Source organism: Methylobacterium persicinum (assembly GCF_022179525.1).
Taxonomy (GTDB): domain Bacteria; phylum Pseudomonadota; class Alphaproteobacteria; order Rhizobiales; family Beijerinckiaceae; genus Methylobacterium; species Methylobacterium persicinum.
Map to the genome: position 1 here is coordinate 17,940 of NZ_BPQX01000069.1, position 18,034 is coordinate 35,973.

Annotated in this window: 19 protein-coding genes; 16 read left to right on the top strand and 3 right to left on the bottom strand. The window is 70.5% G+C overall.

Annotation, left to right across the window (positions count from 1 at the left end):
- The first annotated feature begins 77 nt into the window (after positions 1 to 77).
- The 8 genes from hisS (at position 78) to MFF22_RS23295 (ending at position 7,625) form a co-directional block, all read left to right on the top strand.
- A complete protein-coding gene (gene hisS / locus MFF22_RS23260; protein WP_238253061.1) occupies positions 78 to 1,613 on the top strand; it encodes a histidine--tRNA ligase in 1,536 nt (511 codons plus the stop codon).
- Positions 1,614 to 1,809: 196 nt separating this feature from the next.
- Positions 1,810 to 2,049, top strand: a complete 240-nt coding sequence (locus MFF22_RS23265) for a type II toxin-antitoxin system RelE/ParE family toxin (RefSeq protein WP_238253062.1) — start codon at positions 1,810 to 1,812, stop codon at positions 2,047 to 2,049.
- On the top strand, positions 2,046 to 2,342 hold the full coding sequence (locus MFF22_RS23270) for a helix-turn-helix domain-containing protein (RefSeq protein WP_238253063.1): 297 nt from the start codon (positions 2,046 to 2,048) through the stop codon (positions 2,340 to 2,342). Before MFF22_RS23265 ends, MFF22_RS23270 begins: the two co-directional genes overlap by 4 nt.
- A gap of 16 nt (positions 2,343 to 2,358) precedes the next feature.
- Complete coding sequence (locus MFF22_RS23275) at positions 2,359 to 2,937, top strand: carboxymuconolactone decarboxylase family protein (protein ID WP_238253064.1); 579 nt, start codon at positions 2,359 to 2,361, stop codon at positions 2,935 to 2,937.
- An 84-nt stretch (positions 2,938 to 3,021) separates the two neighbouring features.
- Positions 3,022 to 3,513, top strand: coding sequence for a 6,7-dimethyl-8-ribityllumazine synthase (gene ribH / locus MFF22_RS23280; protein ID WP_238253065.1), 492 nt, complete (start codon positions 3,022 to 3,024; stop codon positions 3,511 to 3,513).
- Between the two features lie 11 nt (positions 3,514 to 3,524).
- Positions 3,525 to 4,043 carry a transcription antitermination factor NusB gene (gene nusB / locus MFF22_RS23285; protein WP_370877493.1) on the top strand — a complete coding sequence of 173 codons (519 nt, stop codon included), beginning with the start codon at positions 3,525 to 3,527 and terminating at the stop codon, positions 4,041 to 4,043.
- Positions 4,044 to 4,045: 2 nt separating this feature from the next.
- Positions 4,046 to 5,038, top strand: coding sequence for a thiamine-phosphate kinase (thiL, locus tag MFF22_RS23290; RefSeq protein WP_238253068.1), 993 nt, complete (start codon positions 4,046 to 4,048; stop codon positions 5,036 to 5,038).
- Positions 5,039 to 5,480: 442 nt separating this feature from the next.
- A complete protein-coding gene (locus tag MFF22_RS23295; protein ID WP_238253070.1) occupies positions 5,481 to 7,625 on the top strand; it encodes a sodium-translocating pyrophosphatase in 2,145 nt (714 codons plus the stop codon).
- A gap of 121 nt (positions 7,626 to 7,746) precedes the next feature.
- Here MFF22_RS23295 and MFF22_RS23300 read toward each other — a convergent pair whose 3' ends face one another.
- On the bottom strand, positions 7,747 to 8,412 hold the full coding sequence (locus MFF22_RS23300; protein WP_238253071.1) for a TetR/AcrR family transcriptional regulator: 666 nt from the start codon (positions 8,410 to 8,412) through the stop codon (positions 7,747 to 7,749).
- Between the two features lie 295 nt (positions 8,413 to 8,707).
- Between MFF22_RS23300 and MFF22_RS23305 the strand changes: the two genes are divergently transcribed.
- The 3 genes from MFF22_RS23305 (at position 8,708) to MFF22_RS23315 (ending at position 12,636) form a co-directional block, all read left to right on the top strand.
- Entirely contained in the window at positions 8,708 to 9,799 is a 1,092-nt protein-coding gene (locus MFF22_RS23305; protein ID WP_238253072.1) for an alkene reductase, read from the top strand.
- Between the two features lie 211 nt (positions 9,800 to 10,010).
- Entirely contained in the window at positions 10,011 to 11,921 is a 1,911-nt protein-coding gene (locus MFF22_RS23310; RefSeq protein WP_238253073.1) for a PAS domain-containing protein, read from the top strand.
- Positions 11,922 to 12,012: 91 nt separating this feature from the next.
- Positions 12,013 to 12,636, top strand: coding sequence for an HAD hydrolase-like protein (locus tag MFF22_RS23315; RefSeq protein ID WP_370877492.1), 624 nt, complete (start codon positions 12,013 to 12,015; stop codon positions 12,634 to 12,636).
- A gap of 18 nt (positions 12,637 to 12,654) precedes the next feature.
- Here MFF22_RS23315 and MFF22_RS23320 read toward each other — a convergent pair whose 3' ends face one another.
- Positions 12,655 to 13,152, bottom strand: a complete 498-nt coding sequence (locus tag MFF22_RS23320) for an outer membrane protein assembly factor BamE (RefSeq protein WP_238253074.1) — start codon at positions 13,150 to 13,152, stop codon at positions 12,655 to 12,657.
- Positions 13,153 to 13,327: 175 nt separating this feature from the next.
- Between MFF22_RS23320 and MFF22_RS23325 the strand changes: the two genes are divergently transcribed.
- The 5 genes from MFF22_RS23325 to MFF22_RS23345 all read left to right on the top strand — a co-directional run bounded on the left by MFF22_RS23325 (position 13,328) and on the right by MFF22_RS23345 (position 17,108).
- Entirely contained in the window at positions 13,328 to 13,906 is a 579-nt protein-coding gene (locus MFF22_RS23325; protein WP_238253075.1) for a ubiquinol-cytochrome C chaperone family protein, read from the top strand.
- Complete coding sequence (locus MFF22_RS23330; RefSeq protein ID WP_238253076.1) at positions 13,903 to 14,421, top strand: YceD family protein; 519 nt, start codon at positions 13,903 to 13,905, stop codon at positions 14,419 to 14,421. Before MFF22_RS23325 ends, MFF22_RS23330 begins: the two co-directional genes overlap by 4 nt.
- A gap of 151 nt (positions 14,422 to 14,572) precedes the next feature.
- Positions 14,573 to 15,607 (top strand): phosphate acyltransferase PlsX, encoded by a 1,035-nt coding sequence (gene plsX, locus MFF22_RS23335; protein ID WP_238253077.1) that lies wholly within the window; start codon positions 14,573 to 14,575, stop codon positions 15,605 to 15,607.
- Between the two features lie 55 nt (positions 15,608 to 15,662).
- Positions 15,663 to 16,628: a beta-ketoacyl-ACP synthase III gene (locus MFF22_RS23340; RefSeq protein ID WP_238253078.1), complete on the top strand. Its 966-nt coding sequence runs from the start codon at positions 15,663 to 15,665 to the stop codon at positions 16,626 to 16,628.
- Positions 16,629 to 16,787: 159 nt separating this feature from the next.
- Positions 16,788 to 17,108: an integration host factor subunit alpha gene (locus MFF22_RS23345; protein WP_238253079.1), complete on the top strand. Its 321-nt coding sequence runs from the start codon at positions 16,788 to 16,790 to the stop codon at positions 17,106 to 17,108.
- A gap of 9 nt (positions 17,109 to 17,117) precedes the next feature.
- Here the strand turns inward: MFF22_RS23345 and MFF22_RS23350 are convergent, their stop codons facing one another.
- Positions 17,118 to 17,564, bottom strand: coding sequence for a GNAT family N-acetyltransferase (locus MFF22_RS23350; RefSeq protein WP_238253080.1), 447 nt, complete (start codon positions 17,562 to 17,564; stop codon positions 17,118 to 17,120).
- Between the last annotated feature and the right edge of the window lie 470 nt (positions 17,565 to 18,034).

The window sequence follows — 18,034 nt, forward strand, 5'->3', positions numbered from 1 at the left end:
GGGGAACGGCCGCCTGGGCCAGGATACGACAGCAGCGGCGCCTGCGAAGGCGCCTGCGGGAAGCGAACGATCACACCATGTCGAAGGCCGAGAACCGGGCCGACACCCTCAAGCCCCGCCTGCCCCGGGGCTTCGTCGACCGCCGCGCCGACGAGATCGCCGCGCAGGGCCGGATGCTGGAGACGATCCGGACGAGCTTCGAGCTCTACGGCTTCGAGGCCCTGGAAACGCCCTTCGTGGAATACACCGAGGCGCTGGGCAAGTTCCTGCCGGACCTCGACCGGCCGAATGCGGGCGTCTTCTCCTTCCAGGACGACGACGAGGCGTGGCTGTCGCTCCGCTACGACCTGACCGCGCCGCTCGCCCGGTTCGTGGCCGAGCACTTCGATTCCCTGCCCAAGCCCTACCGGAGCTACCGCGCCGGCTACGTCTTCCGCAACGAGAAGCCGGGGCCGGGCCGCTTCCGCCAGTTCATGCAGTTCGACGCGGATATCGTCGGGGCGCCCACCGTGGCGGGGGATGCCGAGATCTGCATGCTGATGGCAGACACCCTGAACCGCCTCGGCCTCGCCGGGCAGTTCGTGGTGAAGGTCAATAACCGCAAGGTGCTCGACGGGGTGATGGAGGCCGCCGGCCTCGCGGGCGCCGACAAGGCCGCCCAACGCCTCACGGTGCTGCGGGCCATCGACAAGCTCGACCGCCTGGGTGTCGACGGCGTCCGCGACCTGCTCGGCACCGGCCGCAAGGACGAGAGCGGCGATTACACCAAGGGCGCCGGGCTGCCCCCGGAGGCGGCTGAGCGCATCCTGGCCTACGTCTCCCTCCAGGCGGATCCGGGCGAGGGCGCCGACCGGGTGGCGTTCTGGGAGCGCTTCTTCGCGGGCTGGCACGCGGCGGTGGGCGAGTCCGAGACCGGCCGCGAGGGCATCGCCGAATTGCACGCCATGATGCGGCTCTGCGCGGCGGCGGGCTATGGCCACGACGTGATCCGGGCCGACCCGAGCGTGGTCCGCGGCCTCGAATATTACACCGGCCCGGTCTACGAGGCCGAGCTGACCTTCCCGGTCACCAACGAGGACGGGCAGACCGTGCGCTTCGGTTCGGTCGCCGGCGGCGGGCGCTACGACGGGCTGGTCGGACGCTTCCGCTCCGAGCCGGTGCCGGCGGCGGGCTTCTCCATCGGCGTGTCGCGCCTGTTCTCGGCCCTGCAACTGGTGAAGAGCCCCCTGCTCGCCGGCACCACCGCGCCGGGCCCGGTGGTGGTGCTCGTCCTCGACCGGGAGAACATGGCCGACTACCAGCGCCTCGTGGCGCTGCTGCGGGCCGACGGCATCAAGGCCGAGCTCTACCTCGGCACGGCGGGGATGAAGGCCCAGATGAAGTACGCAGACCGCCGCCGGGCGCCGGTGGCGGTGATCCAGGGGTCGAACGAGCGCTTGGCCGGCGAGGTCCAGATCAAGGACCTGATCGAGGGCGCCCGCGCCGCCGAGAACATCGCCAGCAACGCCGAATGGAAGGCCGCCCGCCCGGCCCAGTTCTCCTGCCCCGAACTCGACATGGTCGCCCAGGTGCGGGCCGTCCTGGCCCGGCATTTTTCGGACGAGCGGGAGTGAGCGAGGGGCACGTCCCGTTCGAGGGGTAAGTCGGCGCTTTTTGATTGTAACAACTCATCCAATGGATTAGTCATTCAATGCCGAGGGTCATCCCCATCTGCGTTGTGGAGACCCCTGAATTCCTGTCGGCGACGCGCAAGCTGATGAGCGACGAGGAACGGGCGCTGTTGGTGGATTTTACATCGCCTACAACCCGTTGGCGGGCGATCTCGTGCAGGGCACCGGGGGCATCCGGAAGCTGCGCTGGGGCCTGGAGGCCCGGGGCAAGAGCGGCGGCGCGCGGGTGATCTACTACTACCACGATGCGGGGATGCCGCTCTTCGCTTTGACCGCATACGCAAAGAACGACCGGGACGACCTCACTCAACAGGACCGTAACGATCTGAAGCAGCTGACGGCCCTGCTGACGGCGATGTTCAAGGGGAGGAACCAATGAGCGCGGTGGCCGACAGCATCCGCCGGGGCCTTGAACAGGCCATCGCTTACGTCGATGGCACGGCGGCCGAGGGCGATTATCGCGTTCACATACCCGAACGAATCGACGTGAAGGCGATCCGCGCCAAGCTAGATATGACCCAAGAGGAATTTGCGGGGCGTTTCGGCTTCTCCGTGAACACGTTGCGTCATTGGGAGCAGGGGTCGCGCCAGCCGGAAGGCCCCACGCGCGCTTATCTTCTGGTCATCGACCGGGCGCCGAAGGCCGTCCAAGAGGCATTGCGGCCTGCTTGAACAGGAACGACGAGGAATGAACGACGCGACGCCCTCCGACCGGATGCCGGAACTCCCGGCCGAGGCCTTGACCGAGGCGCAGCAGATCGCCGCCGCGGCGTTCCAGGCCGAGCGGGGCGTGCCGGTCTTCGGGCCGTTCACGCCGCTCCTGCGCAGCCCCGAGCTGATGCAGTGCGCGAGCCGGATGGGGCTGTACCTGCGCTACAACAGCGTCCTTCCCCTCCGGGTGAGCGAGTTCACGATCCTCATCGTCGCCCGGGAATGGAGCCAGCAGGTGGAGTGGCACATCCACCACCCGATCGCCCTCAAGGCCGGCGTCGCCCCCGAGACCGCGCAGGCCATCGCCGAGGGACGCCGCCCCGCCGCGATGAGCGGGGACGAGGCCCTGGCCTACGATTTCTCGATGGAATTGCAGCGCCACCGCGCGGTGAGCGACCCGACCTACGCCGCCGTCGTCACCCGGTTCGGCGAACAGGGTGCCATCGACCTCACCGGCATCAACGGCTACTACGCGTTGCTCGCCATGACGATGAACGTCGCCCGCACGGCCCTGCCGGAGGGGGCACCGCGCCCCCTGCCGCCTCTCACGCCGTGAGGCGGGTATGATGCCGCTGCCGCTTGTGGCGGCGGCCGCTTCGGTCTAACCCCCGCCATCCCTTTCCCCGGCCGGACGAGAGCCATGGTCGCCCATACCCGCGCCGAGCCGGCGCGCCGCCCCGCCGACCCGACGGTCGCCGGAGCCCGCATCCTCGTCGTCGAGGCCCGCTACTACGACGGCCTCGCCGACGAACTCTTGAAGGGCGCCCGCGCCGCCATCGCGGCGGCCGGCGCGGTGGCGGAGGTCGTCACCGTGCCCGGCGCCCTGGAGATCCCCGCCGCCGTGGCGATCCTGTTCGAGACAGGCAGCTACGACGCCGTGGTGACGCTGGGCTGCGTGATCCGCGGCGAGACCGGCCATTACGACATCGTCGCGGGGGAGAGCGCCCGCGCCCTGATGGATCTCTCCGTTCACCGGAAGATCCCCCTGGGCAACGGCATCCTCACCGTCGAGACCGAGGAGCAGGCCTGGGCCCGCGCCCGGGTCGAGGAGATGGACAAGGGCGGCGGCGCGGCCGAGGCGGCGCTCGCCGTCCTCGCCATCAAGCGGGCCGCGGGGGGCACGACGCGATGACGGAGAACCCCATGGCCGAGGCCTCCGAGGGCAAGGCCCCCGCGATCAACCCCCGCAGTGGCGCCCGCCTCGCGGTGGTTCAGGCGCTCTACGAGATGGACATCTCCGGCAAGGGCGTCCTCGACGCGCTTGCCGAGTTCGAGGCCCACTGGATCGGTCGCGAGGTGGACGGCATCCTCCATCCGCCCGCGGAGACGGCCTTCTTCCGGGACCTCCTGCGCGGGGTGGTCGATGAACAGCGCGCGATCGACGTGCAGCTCGATGGCGCCCTGAGCGAAGGCTGGCCCCTGCGGCGGATCGAGACGGTGCTCCGGGCCATCCTGCGGGCGGGCGCCTATGAGCTGATGTTCCGCCCCGACGTGCCGGCCCGGGCGGCGATCTCGCAGTATGTGGACGTGACCCACTCCTTCTACAGCGCCGACGAGCCGGGGCTCGTCAACGCCGTCCTCGACCGCCTTGCCCGGCAGGTGCGGCCGACGGAAGTCGCGGAGAAGGCCGAGTCCGGCAAGCCCGGGCCGAAGCGGGCCTAGGCATGGCCGGGCAGGCGCCCCGGGCCAGCGAGGACGGGCTGATCGCCCGCTACTTCGCGCCCCTGGCGGGGCCGGGCGCCGACGGGATGCGCGACGACGCGGCGACCCTCACCCCCTCGCCGGGCTGCGACCTCGTTCTCACGGCCGACGCGGTCGTGGCGGGTGTCCACTACTTCCCCGACGATCCTCCCGCCTCCATCGCCCGCAAGGCCCTGGGGGTGAACCTGTCGGATCTGGCCGCCAAGGGCGCGGCGCCCCGGGGCTTCCTGCTGACCCTGGCCCTGCCCGACGACTGGACGGAGGGCTGGCTCTCGGCCTTCGCGGAGGGGCTCGGCGTGGCTGCGGCTGCGGCGGCCTGCCCGCTGCTGGGCGGGGACACCGTCCGCTCCGGCGGCCCGGCGCTGATTGGCGTCACGGCTTTCGGCGAGGTGCCCGCGGGCGGCATGGTGCGGCGGACGACCGCCCGGGTCGGCGACCGGCTCTGCGTCGGCGGCACCATCGGCGACGGGGCCCTGGGCCTGCTCCTGCGCCGGGATCCCCCCTGGGCGACCACCCTCGACGGCGGGATGCGTGACCATCTCGCCGACCGCTACCTCCATCCCCGCCCTCGCCTCGCCCTAGCGTTGCTCCTGCGGCGGTACGCCCGCGCGGCGATGGACGTGTCGGACGGGTTCGCGGGCGACCTCGCCAAGATGCTGGGCGAGGGGCGCGGCGCCCTCGTCGAGGCCGGATCCATCCCTCTCTCCCCCGCCGCCGCGGCGGCGCTGGCCACCGAGCCGGAACTGATCGTTCCGATCCTCACCGGGGGCGACGATTACGAAGTGCTCTGCGCGCTTCCGCCGGAGGCCCTGGACGCCTTCCTCGCCGAATGCAGCGGGGCCGGCATCCCCATGACCCCCGTGGGGACGGTGGTGGCAGGCGACCGCACGCCGGTCTTCGCCATGCCCGACGGCACCCATCGCCGCTTCGGGGCGGGCGCGTTCAGTCACTTCTGAGCGACGCCGTCCTCTCAGCGAAGGGGGCCGTCGCCGACCCCGTCTTTGCGAGCGGAGCGAAGCAATTCAGGGGCCCGCCACGGTCGTAAAACGTCCCGCTGCCCTGGATTGCTTCGCCTCGCTCGCAATGACGGCGGGGAGGTGAAGGCACGCCTTGATTTCACGACGATCCCCCCGGGCAGGAGGAGGCTTCTCGAAAACATCCCAAGTCTTAAGACCTCGCATTTGCGAAAACCGCGTGCCGGCAAAGCGGTTTTATTTCGCAACGCACCATAAAGACCACTATCCGAAGGTCTCGTTTGCGCTCTGCGGTGAAGTTTGGCAATCAATGCATGGTTCTGGGAAGGAATCCCCGAAACCGAGCGCCACGTCCCGCGGCCCCTCCGGCCGAGCTCGCCAACGACAAGCCCCAGCCAGGCACCAGACACCCAAGGACGGTCGAATGCTTCCCCTGATTCTGATCATCGTAGGAGGGCTGTGCGCCATCGCCTACGGCATCGTCACGATCACCGACGTGATGAAGCGCGACGCGGGCACACAGCGCATGCAGGAGATCGCGGGGGCGATCGCCGAGGGCGCGCAGGCCTATCTGAAGCGGCAGTACCTCACCATCGGCATCGTCGGCATCGTGCTGTTCGTGGCGCTGGCGGTGTTCCTCGGCCTGAAGGTCGCCATCGGTTTCCTGATCGGCGCCGTGCTCTCGGGGGCGGCGGGCTTCATCGGGATGAACGTTTCGGTGCGCGCCAACGTCCGCACCGCGCAGGCCTCGTCCTTCTCGCTGGGCGCCGGCCTCGACGTGGCGTTCAAGTCCGGGGCGGTGACGGGGATGCTGGTGGCGGGCCTCGCCCTGCTGGGCGTCGCCCTCTACTACCTCGTCCTCACCCGCGGCGCCGGGCTCGACCCGTCGAGCCGTGAGGTGATCGACGCCCTGGTGGCGCTGGGCTTCGGCGCCTCCTTGATCTCGATCTTCGCCCGCCTCGGCGGCGGCATCTTCACCAAGGGCGCGGATGTCGGCGGCGACCTCGTCGGCAAGGTCGAGGCCGGGATCCCGGAGGATGACCCGCGCAACCCCGCCACCATCGCCGACAACGTCGGCGACAACGTGGGTGACTGCGCGGGCATGGCCGCCGACCTGTTCGAAACCTACGCGGTGACGGTGGTCGCCACGATGGTGCTGGCGGCGATCTTCTTCTCCGGCCCCTCCGGAACCGGACGGGCGGTGTTGGAGCCGATGATGCTCTACCCGCTGGCCATCGGCGCGGCCTGCATCGTCACCTCCATCGCCGGCACCTATGCGGTGCGGCTCGGCGCCAACCAGTCGATCATGGGCGCCCTCTACAAGGGGCTGATCACCGCGGGCCTTCTCTCCATCGTCGCCATCGCCGCGGTGACGTGGACCCTGCTCGGCGGGTTCTCCACGGCGTTCACCACCTCGACGGGGGTGACCTTCACGGCGGGCGGCCTGTTCGGCTGCGCGGTGATCGGGCTCGCCATCACCGCGCTGATCGTGGTGATCACCGAATACTACACCGGCACGAACTTCCGGCCGGTGAAGTCCATCGCCGACGCCTCGGTGACCGGTCACGGCACCAACGTGATCCAGGGGCTGGCGATCTCGCTCGAATCGACCGCCCTTCCGGCCATCGTCATCGTGGCCGGCATCATCGGCACCTACGCGCTCGCCGGGCTGTTCGGCATCGCCATCGCGGTCACGGCCATGCTGGCGCTTGCGGGGTTCATCGTGGCGCTGGACGCCTTCGGCCCGGTCACCGACAATGCCGGCGGCATCGCCGAGATGGCCGGCCTGCCCCCGGACGTGCGCAAGTCGACGGACGCGCTGGACGCGGTGGGCAACACCACCAAGGCGGTGACGAAGGGTTACGCCATCGGCTCGGCCGGTCTCGGCGCCCTGGTTCTGTTCGCGGCCTACACCTCGGACCTGAACTACTTCACCGCCAACGCGAGCCCGACCCAGTACCGCTTCTTCCAGGGCGTGAGCGTCGATTTCTCGCTCTCGAACCCCTACGTCGTCGTCGGCCTGCTGCTCGGCGGCCTGATCCCGTTTCTCTTCGCGGGCATCGCCATGACCGCGGTCGGCCGCGCCGCCTCGGCGGTGGTGGAGGAGGTCCGCCGCCAGTTCCGGGAGAAGCCCGGCATCATGCAGGGCATCGACCGGCCGGATTACGGCCGGGCCGTCGACATGCTGACCCGGGCGGCGATCAAGGAGATGATCGTCCCCTCGCTGCTGCCGGTGCTGTCGCCGATCGTGCTGTTCTTCGTGATCCAGCCCATCGCCGGAAAGTCGCAGGCCTTCGCCACGGTCGGCGCGATGCTGCTCGGGGTGATCATCACCGGCCTGTACGTGGCGATCTCGATGACCTCCGGCGGCGGCGCCTGGGACAACGCCAAGAAGTACATCGAGGACGGCCACCACGGCGGCAAGGGCTCCGAGGCCCACAAGGCTGCCGTGACGGGCGACACGGTCGGCGACCCCTACAAGGACACCGCCGGCCCGGCCGTGAACCCAGCGATCAAGATTACCAACATCATCGCCCTGCTGCTGCTGGCGGTGCTGTCGCACGCTTGAGGCAAGGCCGGCGCAAGCTCTTTCGCGCCGGCGCCCCGTCCCTCCCACGCCGTCGTTGCGAGCGAAGCGAAGCAATCCAGGGACGTGCACGGTCGGAATCCGCCCGTTGCCCTGGATTGCTTCACTGCGTTCGCAATGACGGGTTTGGCGACAAGCCAGGCGCCGGCAGCATCGCTAGGGATGTCCGGGCGATGCGCTCCAGTTCCTCCCGGGGGGCGCCGTCCCGGGCTTGCACCGACATGCCCTGGAGCACCGCCGTGAACACCGCGGCGAGCGCCGCGACATCCGCGTCCGGCGGCAAATCGCCGGCGGTCACGGCCTGCTCGAAGCGGCGCTGGAAGCCGGTGCGGCTGGCCTCCCGCAGGGTCTTCATGGCGTCGCAGATGTCCTGGGCCTCCGGCGCGACGTTGGCGGTGGCCAGCACCACCACGCAGCCACAGGGCACGTCCCGCATCGACAGGATCGCCGCCGCCTCGCACAGGAACCGCTCCAGCGCCCGGCGCAGGTCGGGCTCCTCCTTGAGGCGGCGCCAGGGGGCCGCCCAGTAGGTCGTCTCGTAATGCTCCACCGCCTCCAGGAAGAGGGAGGCCTTGTTGCCGAAGGCGGCGTAAAGGCTCGGCGGGTTGATCCCCATCGCCGCGCAAAGCTCCGCCATGGTCGCCGGCCCGTAGCCCCGGGTCCAGAACACCTCCAGCGCCCGGTGAAGGGCCTGCGCCCGGTCGAAGCTGCGGGGGCGGCCCTTGGCCTTCGGGAGAGTCTCATTTTTCGGGGGAATGATGGCGGTCATCGCCTGCTCGGTCTCGTGTCCCGGACCCTGACCCGGCGCCCGGTGTTGTGGCGCACATCCGGCGCGCGAGTGGCCGGGGCAGCCTTGACGCGCTGTAGTGCCCGTTACAGATCTAGTCACCGTAACGGCCGTTACAATAACCGATTCACCGCCCGGCGGCGACCGGGTCCCGGCCCGGCGGGTGCGCCCATTGTGCACTGCGCCCTGGCAGGTCCCCGGCTCGGCCCCATCTCGGCGGGCACACGAACTTCCCCCCGGTCGGCGGTCCGCCGGCCCAGCAGCGAGACGATCCAGCATGCCGTCCTTGTTCGATCCGATCCGTATCGGCGCCATCGAGGCGAAGAACCGGATCTTCATGGCCCCGCTCACCCGCGGCCGGGCGACCCGCGAGCACGTGCCGACGCCGATCATGGCGCAGTACTACACGCAGCGCGCCGGCGCCGGCCTGATCCTCACCGAGGCCACCGGCATCTCGCAGGAAGGCCTCGGCTGGCCCTTCGCGCCGGGCATCTGGTCGGATGCGCAGGTCGATGCGTGGCGCCCGGTGGTGAAGGCCGTCCACGACCACGGCGGAAAGATCGTCTGCCAGATCTGGCACATGGGCCGGATGGTCCATTCGGACTTCCTCGGCGGCAAGCCGCCGGTCTCGTCCTCGGCGACGACAGCGCCGGACCACGCCCACACCTACGACGGCAAGAAGCCCTACTCCCAGGCCCGTGCCCTGGAGGTCTCCGAAATCCCGCGGCTGCTCTCCGACTACGAGACGGCCACCGCCAACGCCCTCGCCGCCGGGTTCGACGGGGTGCAGATCCATGCCGCGAACGGCTACCTGATCGATGAATTCCTCCGGGACGGCACCAACCTCCGCACCGACGAGTATGGCGGCTCCATCGAGAACCGCGTCCGCCTGCTCCGGGAGGTGACGCAGGCGGTGACCAAGGTCGCCGGGGCCGAGCGCACGGGCGTCCGCCTGTCGCCCAACGGCGCCATCCAGGGCACCAACGATTCGAACCCCGAGCCGCTGTTCGTCGCCGCCGCGAAGGCGCTCGACGAGATCGGCATCGCCTTCCTGGAAATGCGCGAGCCCGGGCCCGACGGCACCTTCGGCAAGGCCGACCACCCGCCGATCGCCCCGGCCATGCGCAAGGTGTTCCGCGCGCCCCTGATTCTCAACGCCGACTACGACGGCAAGAGCGGCCAGGAGGCCCTGGACCGGAACGAAGCCGACGCCATCGCCTTTGGCCGGACCTTCATCGCCAACCCGGACCTGCCGGAGCGCTTCGCCAAGGGCGCGCCGCTCACCAAGGACGAGGCCTCGACCTGGTACTCGCAGGGGCCGGAAGGGTACGTCGACTACCCGACGCTGGCCGAATCGAAGGCGGCCTGACGGCCTGCGAGAGCGCCGCGCCCGACCGGTGCGGCGCTCTCTCCAGCGGGAGCAGCCCGAGGCGCGGGCTGCCCGGTTCCGGACGGCCTTCGGGGTCCGGATCGGCCGGGCGATGACTGCGCAGACTCACGGTTAGCCCACGGCCGGACTTCGCTTTTTCGTGTCCCGCCCTAGGCAGGCAGCTTCGCCATGGCTATGTCAGGCGCAGATCATGACTCAGCCGAAGCCCGGCGCCTGCGCCGTCCCAGAATTGGCCGACTCCCGGCGGGAAGCCGCGGATCGGGTGGCGGAGCTCCACGAACTCGGCATCCTCGATACGGCGCCCGAGCGGGCCTACGACGACCTCGCCTCCGTCGCCGCCCATGTCTGCAACGCCCCCATCGCCCTCGTCAGCCTCCTCGATGCCGACCGGCAATGGTTCAAGGCGGAAGTCGGGCTCGGCATCCGGGAACTCGGCCTCGAGCGGACGATCTGCGTCCACACGCTCGCCGAGGGTGGTGAACTCACCATTCCCGATCTCACCCTGGATCCGCGGACCGCGGACGGCCCCCTCGTCACGCAGGACGGCTTCCGGTTCTATGCGGGCGCGGGCATTCCCGGCCGGGGCGGCGTCTTCCTCGGCGCCGTCTGCGTGCTGGACTACAAGCCCCGTCCGGAAGGCCTCACCAGCGCCCAGAAGACGACCCTCGCCGCCCTGGCGCGGCAGGTCTCGACCCTGTTCGAGCACCGCCGGGCGCTCGGCCTCGTGGCCCGGCGCGAGGCCGAACTCGCCGCCAGCGAGCGCCGCTTCCGGGTGATGACCTCGGCCATGCCGCAGATGGTCTGGACCACCCTGCCCGACGGTTTCCACGACTACTACAACGATCGGTGGTACGAGTTCACCGGCGTCCCCCAGGGCTCCACAGACGGCGTGGGCTGGAACGACGTGTTCCACCCGGACGATCAGGAGCGGGCCTGGAGCCGCTGGCGGCATTCCCTGGCCACCGGCGAGCCCTACGAGATCGAGTACCGTCTGCGCCACCACAGCGGCGCCTACCGGTGGACCCTCGGGCGGGCGATACCGCTCCGCGATTCGGAGGGGCGGATCGAACGCTGGTTCGGCACCTGCACCGACATCGACGACCTGAAGCGCGCCGAGGGGGAGGCCCACCAACTCGCGGCGATCGTGGAGGCGTCCAAGGATTTCATCGGCCTCGCCTTCGACGACGGGCGGGTCAGCCACCTGAACGAGGCCGCCCTCGCCCTGATCGGCCTGCCCGACCGCACGGCGGCCCGCGCGGTGACGATGATCGATCTCTTCGCCCCGGAAAGCCGGCGGCTTCTGGCCGACACCGTCATGCCGGCGGTGCGCCGCGACGGCTGGTGGGAAGGGGAGCTCGCCCTCCAACACCGGACGACAGACGAGAGCATCGCCGTGCATTCGGCGATCTTCCCCATCCGCGACGCGGCGGGCACCCTCGCCGGCTACGCCACCGTCAGCCGGGACCTCCGGGACGCGAAACGGTCCGAGGAAGCCCGGGACCTGCTGATCCGTGAATTGTCCCACCGGATCAAGAACATCTTCGCCGTCGTGGGCGGTCTGGCCGCCCTGACCGCCCGGAGCGACCCCGCCGCCAAACCCTTCGCTGCGGCCTTCCGCGAGCGCCTGGGCGCCCTGGCCCGGGCCCACGAATACGTCCGCCCTCATTCGCCCGATAGCGCCCCCTCCGTGGCGGCGCAGACGGTGCTGGGCCTCATGCGCCTCCTGATGGCGGCATATGTCGAGAACGGCCGGGAGCGGGTGGCGATCAGCGGCGACGATGTCGCCATCGGCGAGCGGGCCGCCACGGCGCTCGCGCTCATCATGCACGAGCAGGCCACCAACGCGGTGAAATACGGGGGCCTCTCCCAGGCGGGGGGGCAGGTCGCCCTGACCGGACGCCATGTGGACGGGCGCTATACCCTGATTTGGTCCGAGAGCGGCGGTCCCCCCGTCACGGCGCCCCCCTCGCGAAAAGGCTTCGGCACCGTGCTCGCGGAGCGCAGCGTCGCCGGCCAGCTCGACGGTTTGCTGGACCACGATTGGGCGCCGGAGGGCCTCGTGATGCGCCTCGACGTGCCGGTGGACAATCTCCGGCACTGACGGCAACCCCCTGGACCGCCCGCCGCCCTACGCCCTGGTCGTCCTCGACTTCGACGGGACGCTGGCCGACAGTTTCGGCTGGTTCGGCTCCGTGCTGAACGGCGTCGCCGACCGCTATCGCTTCCGCCGGGTCTCGGCGGACGAGGTCGAGAATTTGCGGCGCCTCGGCGCGCGGGAGATCCTGCGCCATCTCGGCATCCCGCGCTGGAAGGTCCCGCTCATCGCCCGGCACATGCACGGCCTCGCCGCGCGGGACGCCGACAGCCTCCGCCTGTTCCCGGGGATTGGGGCGATGCTCGCAGGCCTCGCCGATGCGGGGGTGGAACTCGCGGTCCTGTCCTCGAACCGGGAGGACGTGGTGCGGCGGGTGCTGGGGCCGGAACAGGCGGGGCGGATCGCCCGGTGGTCCTGCGGCGCCTCGGTCTTCGGCAAGGCGCGGCGGCTGCGGCGGCTCGTGGCGGCCACGCGCCTGCCACCGGGCCGGGTGCTGTGCGTCGGCGACGAGATCCGGGACCACGAGGCTGCCCGGGCGGCCGGCTGCGCCTTCGGGGCCGTGGCCTGGGGCTACACGGACGGGCCGGCGCTGGCTGCCCTGGGCCCGGACCATCTGTTCGGGTCGCCGGACGAGGTGATACCGGCCGCGCTGGGACGAACCCCCGCCTTCGCGGGGGGATCGGGGTCATCCGAAGGCGCCGCGCTCCGCGCGCGGCGATGACGGAGCGCCGGGAGGGCCTTACTGGCCGCGGTTGGCGCCGGGCACGATGCTCGCGCCGGAGCCCGAGCCGAACGGCTCGTAGCGGGTGAGGCCGCGGAAGAGCTGGCTGAGGAAGGCCCGGTCCTGGCCGCTGGTGGGCGTCGTGCGCTCGATGAAGTCGAACACCTTGCCGTCCTGCAAGCCGTAAAGCGCCACGCGCTCGACCTTGAACCCAGGCGTAAAGTAGACCGCGATGACCTTCTGGTCGTCGACCTGCTCGCCGAGGAACATCACCGTCCGGGTGGTGTTCTGCGAGATGTAGTACCAGGACTTGTTGCCGACGGTGGAGACGGTGGAAGGCGTGCCCAGGATCTGGAGCACCTGCTCCGGCGCCATGCCGGGCTTCACCGTGGCCAGGGCCGCCTGATCCACCTGATAGCCGTGGCGCAGCTCCTCGCCGATACAGCCTGACAGACCTGCGCCGACGAGGCCGAGCAGAGCAAGGCGCGCGAAAGACGAGACGAGACGGCGCCGCATCGGCCCCCCAAGCAATCGGTTGACGGCCCGGACGCAGCCGACCACCGGCACGGGAGGTGCGGCAGCGCTTGCGCCCTGGGCGTGGGTTGGCCTACCGCGGTGATATGGCTTTGACAAGGCAAGCTCGGCCACACATCCCCGGCCGACCGCTCTCACTCCGCCAGGAGGCATCCCCGTGATCGCCCGGCTCTTCCGGCGCGGGCCGGACCGCCGCCGTCCCGTCGCGGCCCTGCACGCGGCCATCGCCGCCGCGGCCCGGCAGCCGGGCCTCTACACGGCCCTTCACGTGCCGGACACGGTGGAGGGCCGGTTCGAGGCCCTGTGCCTGCATGTCTACCTCGTCCTGCGGCGGCTCAACCGGCTGCCGCCCCCCGCCGCCGACCTCGCCCAGGAGCTCGTGGACGCGGTCTTCGCGAGCCTCGACGCCAACGTCCGGGAACTCGGCGTCAGCGATGTCGGTGTGGGCAAGCGGATGAAGAAGCTCGCCATGGCTTTCTACGGCCGGGCCCGGAGCTACGATGCGGCCCTCGACTCACCGGCCGGGGAGGGCGACGCGCTCCTGCGGGCGGCCCTCCTGCGCAACCCCCTGGCCACCGTGCCCTCCGCCGACGCGGCGGGGCTTGCCGCCTATGTCCGTGCCGCCGAGGCGGCGCTGGCCCAAGCCGACCTGGCGTCGATCCTCGACCCGGGCCCTCCCTTCCCCGATCCGGGCGCCTTCGGGGCGGCCCGTGCCAACGAAGAACGACCGGTATGAGCGTGTCCCCCGCCTCCCCCCTGTCCCGCCCCATCGAAGTCGGCCGCCTGCCCCGCGGGCGGGCGGAGGTTTCCGTCGAGGCGAGCCCGGAGGAATGCGCTGCCCTCGCCAGGGATTTCGGCATCCCGGAGGTGCGCGACCTCGTCGGCCGTTTTGTGATCACGGGAATGCTGAGCCGGCTCACCGTCACCGGGACGGTGGAGGCGACCGTGACCCAGGTCTGCACGGTGACGCTGGAGCCCTTCGAGTCTGAGGTGAGGGAGCCGGTGGAGGTCGTATACAGCGATGCGCCCCCGCCGGAGGAGCCTGAGGAGGGCACCGTCGAGGGCGCGCCGGAGCCCCCCGATCCGATCGTCAACGGGCGGATCGACCTCGGCACCCTCACCGCGGAGTTCCTGGCGCTCGGCCTCGACCCGTATCCGCGCAAGCCCGGCGTGAGCTTTGAAGTGCCCGCGGCCGGGCCGGAGACGGGGCCCTTCGACGTCCTGCGCCGGCTGCGCGACGGGGACGCCTGACCCGACGGCGCCCCCCGGCCTGCGCGGGGCGGGACCCGAACCCCCACCGAATTCGTTTGCCCATGCGGCGGGCATCGCTATGGTCCGCCGCGCCCGGCGGCCCGTCCTGCGCCGCCGGATCCTTTCCCGCCGAGGCCGCGAACCAGAACCGATGTCCGACCGCGTCCGCATCTCGCTCGACGCCATGGGCGGCGACCACGGCCCCGCCACCGTGGTGCCCGGCGCCGCCATCGCCCGCGAGCGCCATCCCGGCATGACCTTCCTGCTGTTCGGCGACGAGGCCGTCCTCGCGCCGATGGTGGCGAAGGAGCCCCGTCTGAAGGACTGCGTCGAGATCCGCCACACCACCGTCGCCGTGGCCATGGACGACAAGCCCAGCCAGGCGGTGCGCCACGGCCGGGGCAAGTCCTCCATGTGGCAGGCGGTCCAAGCCGTGCGGGACGGGCAGGCCGATGCCTGCGTCTCTGCCGGCAATACCGGCGCGCTGATGGCGATGTCGAAGATCTGCCTGAAGACCATGTCGGGGATCGAGCGGCCGGCCATCGCCTGCCTGTGGCCGACGGTGCGGGGTGAGAGCGTCGTCCTCGATGTCGGCGCGACCATCGGCACCGATGCCGAGCACCTCGTGGAGATGGCGGTGATGGGCTCGGCCATGGCCCGGATCGTCTTCGACCTCGACAAGCCGACGGTGGGCCTGCTCAACGTCGGCACCGAGGAGATGAAGGGCAACGAGGCGGTGAAGGAAGCCGCCCGGATGTTGCGGGAAATGGACGCGGCGGGCCTCGCTTATCACGGGTTCGTGGAGGGCACCGACCTCGGCAAGGGCACCGTGGACGTGGTCGTCACCGAGGGGTTCACGGGCAACATCGCCCTCAAGACCGCCGAGGGCACCGCCAAGCAGATCGGAACCTACCTCCGCTCGGCCATGACGCGGACCCTCTCCGCCAAGATCGGTGCCTTCTTCGCCCGCCACGCCTTCCGGGCGCTCCGGGACAAGATGAACCCGAGCCGGGCCAACGGCGGGGTTTTCCTCGGGCTTGAGGGTATCGTCGTGAAGAGCCACGGTTCGGAGAACGCCGCGGGCTTCGCTGCCGCCATCGACCTCGCCCATGACATGGCGCGCCACGACATGATCCGCACCATCCGCGACATGCTCGACCAGACGCCGGCCCTGGCCCCGGCCTGAGCCGAGCACCGGAGACGGGCGGGCCCTCCGCGGGGCCGCCGGAAAGGACCAAGCGATGTCAGTTCTGCGTTCCGTCGTCGTCGGCACCGGCTCGTGCCTGCCCGAGCGGGCGGTCACCAACGCGATGCTCGCCGAGCGGGTCGAAACGTCGGACGAGTGGATCGTCCAGCGGACCGGCATCCGGCAGCGCCACATCGCTGCCGCGCACGAGACCACCTCGACGCTGGGCACCCGTGCCGCCCAGGCCGCCCTCGACGCGGCAGGGCTCGGCCCGGAGGCGATCGACCTCGTGATCTGCGCGACCTCGACGCCGGACCACACCTTCCCGGCCACGGCCACGGAGATCCAGGCGGCCCTCGGCATCGGCCAGGGGGCGGCCTTCGACCTCCAGGCCGTCTGCGCCGGCTTCGTCTTCGGCGTCACCACCGCCGACAAGTTCATCGCCACCGGGGCGGCGACGCGTGCCCTGGTCATCGGTGCGGAGACCTTCTCCCGCATCCTCGACTGGGAGGACCGGACCACCTGCGTCCTGTTCGGCGACGGGGCGGGGGCGGTCGTGCTGGAGGCCCGGGAGGACGGGGAGCGGGGTGTGCTCTCCTCGTCCCTGCGCTCGGACGGGCGCTACCGGGAAAAGCTCTTCGTGGATGGCGGCCCCGGCTCGACGGGCACCGTGGGCCATCTGCGCATGGAGGGCCGGGAGGTCTTCCGCTTCGCCGTCGGGCAGGTCACCGACGTGATCGCCGACGCCTTCGACAAGGCGGGCCTGACCGCCTCCGACCTCGACTGGTTCGTGCCCCACCAAGCCAACCGACGGATCATCGAGGCCTCCGCCGACAAGCTCGGCATCGCCCGCGAGAAGATCGTGCTGACCGTGGATCGCCACGGCAACACCTCTGCCGCCTCCATCCCCCTGGCCCTCGACGTGGCCGTCCGGGACGGCCGCATCAAGCCGGGCGACCTCGTGATGATCGAAGCCATCGGTGGCGGCTTCAGCTGGGGCGCGGCGCTGATCCGCTGGTAGGCCCTGTCGTAACGAGAGGACGGGTGGCCCGACCGCGGTTGACCGGGCGGTTGCGGCGGATTAGCGTGGCGGATCATAGAGATACGGCTAGACGGGCAGTGCGGTGCAGCCGTGTATCTGTCCGGCTGGGCACGGATTGAGACGGCGAGGGGACCAGGAATGGCGGGGAAGACGGTGACGCGTGCCGACCTGAGTGAGGCCGTCTACCATCAGGTCGGGCTGTCGCGGACCGAGTCGGCCGCTCTCGTCGAGACCGTCCTGTCCGAGATCTGCACCTGTCTCGCCAATGGCGAGACGGTGAAGCTCTCCTCGTTCGGTTCGTTCGTGGTGCGGAGCAAGGGGCGGCGCGTCGGCCGCAACCCGAAGACGGGCGTCGAGGTGGCGATCGAGCCCCGTCAGGTCATGGTGTTCAAGCCGTCGAACGTGCTCAAGGCACGGATCAACGGCCTCAACGGCGAGGCCGATGACGACGACGAGTGAGCCGCGGGCTCAGAGCCGCCGCTCGTAGCGCCACGCCTCCATCCCGTCCTCATAATAGTCCGGCCGCACCGCGAACCGGGTGTAGCCCCGGCGTTCGTAGAGGCGGATGCCGGCCCCGTTGTCAGCGCGGACCTCCAGACGCAGGCGCTCGCAGCCATGTCCGCGGGCGGTCTCCTCCGCCGCATCCAAAAGCTTACCGCCGAGGCCGAGGCCCCCCCGGTTCGGCGCCACGGCAATCGAGGCGAGGCGGGCGATGCGGCTGACCTTGCGCCGCTCCAGGACTGCCGCACCGACGAGCATGTCCCCGTCGATGAGGGCCACGAGCACGTCCATCGTGGCAGAACGGATGGCGTGGCGGATGGCCCGCCGTTCCGCCCGGTCCGTGGCGAAGGCGGCGTGCTCCAGGGCGACCAGGGCGTCGAGGTCGCCGAGGGTGGCCGGCCGCAGCTCCGGCACCGGACGTGCCGGTTGCGGATCACGCGGAGGCGCTTTCACGGGCGCGTTCACGCCGTGGCCCGCGATCGTCTCGACTTCCGTCCTGTCGGCCCTGCCATCGCCCGTCCGTCGGATCCGCCTGCCGGAGGGAGATGCCCCGAACCGGTGCGCTTGGAAAGGGTGAACAGGCTATCTGCTGCGCTTCTGCAACACCGGGGCGGGAGCGAGTTGTATTTTAAGGATAGGGCACAATCCGGTCTTGATGTCCGGGGCGTCTGCCCTTATGTCCGCCCTGCCCAATTTCGCACGTGCCTGTGGCCGCGTGTCGGTTGGTGGGTATCCGGTCAACTGCCGGACAGCCGCCAGGGGTCTTAGGATCGATGGTCGTGGGGGTGGATCCCCCGCTTCCGGCAATCCAGGTGGCAACACCGGACCCCGACAACAACCGGCAGCCGGAGGCGAAACCGGCGAACCCCGCTCTCCACGGGGGA

Coding starts and splice junctions, on each gene's coding strand:
- MFF22_RS23275 (WP_238253064.1), top strand. CDS start 2,359: ATGAACGACGCGACGCCCTCCGACCGGATGCCGGAACTCCCGGCCGAG.
- MFF22_RS23305 (WP_238253072.1), top strand. CDS start 8,708: ATGCCGTCCTTGTTCGATCCGATCCGTATCGGCGCCATCGAGGCGAAG.
- MFF22_RS23270 (WP_238253063.1), top strand. CDS start 2,046: ATGAGCGCGGTGGCCGACAGCATCCGCCGGGGCCTTGAACAGGCCATC.
- MFF22_RS23345 (WP_238253079.1), top strand. CDS start 16,788: ATGGCGGGGAAGACGGTGACGCGTGCCGACCTGAGTGAGGCCGTCTAC.
- nusB (WP_370877493.1), top strand. CDS start 3,525: ATGGCCGAGGCCTCCGAGGGCAAGGCCCCCGCGATCAACCCCCGCAGT.
- hisS (WP_238253061.1), top strand. CDS start 78: ATGTCGAAGGCCGAGAACCGGGCCGACACCCTCAAGCCCCGCCTGCCC.
- ribH (WP_238253065.1), top strand. CDS start 3,022: ATGGTCGCCCATACCCGCGCCGAGCCGGCGCGCCGCCCCGCCGACCCG.
- MFF22_RS23295 (WP_238253070.1), top strand. CDS start 5,481: ATGCTTCCCCTGATTCTGATCATCGTAGGAGGGCTGTGCGCCATCGCC.
- plsX (WP_238253077.1), top strand. CDS start 14,573: ATGTCCGACCGCGTCCGCATCTCGCTCGACGCCATGGGCGGCGACCAC.
- thiL (WP_238253068.1), top strand. CDS start 4,046: ATGGCCGGGCAGGCGCCCCGGGCCAGCGAGGACGGGCTGATCGCCCGC.
- MFF22_RS23310 (WP_238253073.1), top strand. CDS start 10,011: ATGACTCAGCCGAAGCCCGGCGCCTGCGCCGTCCCAGAATTGGCCGAC.
- MFF22_RS23320 (WP_238253074.1), bottom strand. CDS start 13,152: ATGCGGCGCCGTCTCGTCTCGTCTTTCGCGCGCCTTGCTCTGCTCGGC.
- MFF22_RS23330 (WP_238253076.1), top strand. CDS start 13,903: ATGAGCGTGTCCCCCGCCTCCCCCCTGTCCCGCCCCATCGAAGTCGGC.
- MFF22_RS23300 (WP_238253071.1), bottom strand. CDS start 8,412: ATGACCGCCATCATTCCCCCGAAAAATGAGACTCTCCCGAAGGCCAAG.
- MFF22_RS23340 (WP_238253078.1), top strand. CDS start 15,663: ATGTCAGTTCTGCGTTCCGTCGTCGTCGGCACCGGCTCGTGCCTGCCC.